1 pseudogene is annotated in these 230 nt (G+C 62.6%); it reads left to right on the forward strand.

Annotated features, from left to right (window positions below):
- Positions 1-230: pseudogene (locus tag KJQ96_RS41290) on the forward strand (hypothetical protein); the annotation flags it as partial.

Below are 230 nucleotides of genomic sequence, written 5' to 3' on the forward strand. Positions count from 1 at the left end.
GGACAATCGACTTTCCGAGTCGCGCCTGACGCGATTCATAGCCGTCTGGCGGTTCATCTCGATGAAAAATGCGACGTTTGGTCCGGCCCGCAAGCTCATGGGACACGACGAGGGGGCGCACTCTGCCTTTGACTTCCGTCCGCCGGCCTCCATCCCGCTCTATCGGGGCAATCCGTGGTTCGCCATCATTCAGGGCTATCGGATGCCGGACCGGATCGCGCTGTGGCGCG

It is taken from the genome of Bradyrhizobium sp. sGM-13 (genome assembly GCF_018398875.1).
Taxonomy (GTDB): domain Bacteria; phylum Pseudomonadota; class Alphaproteobacteria; order Rhizobiales; family Xanthobacteraceae; genus Bradyrhizobium.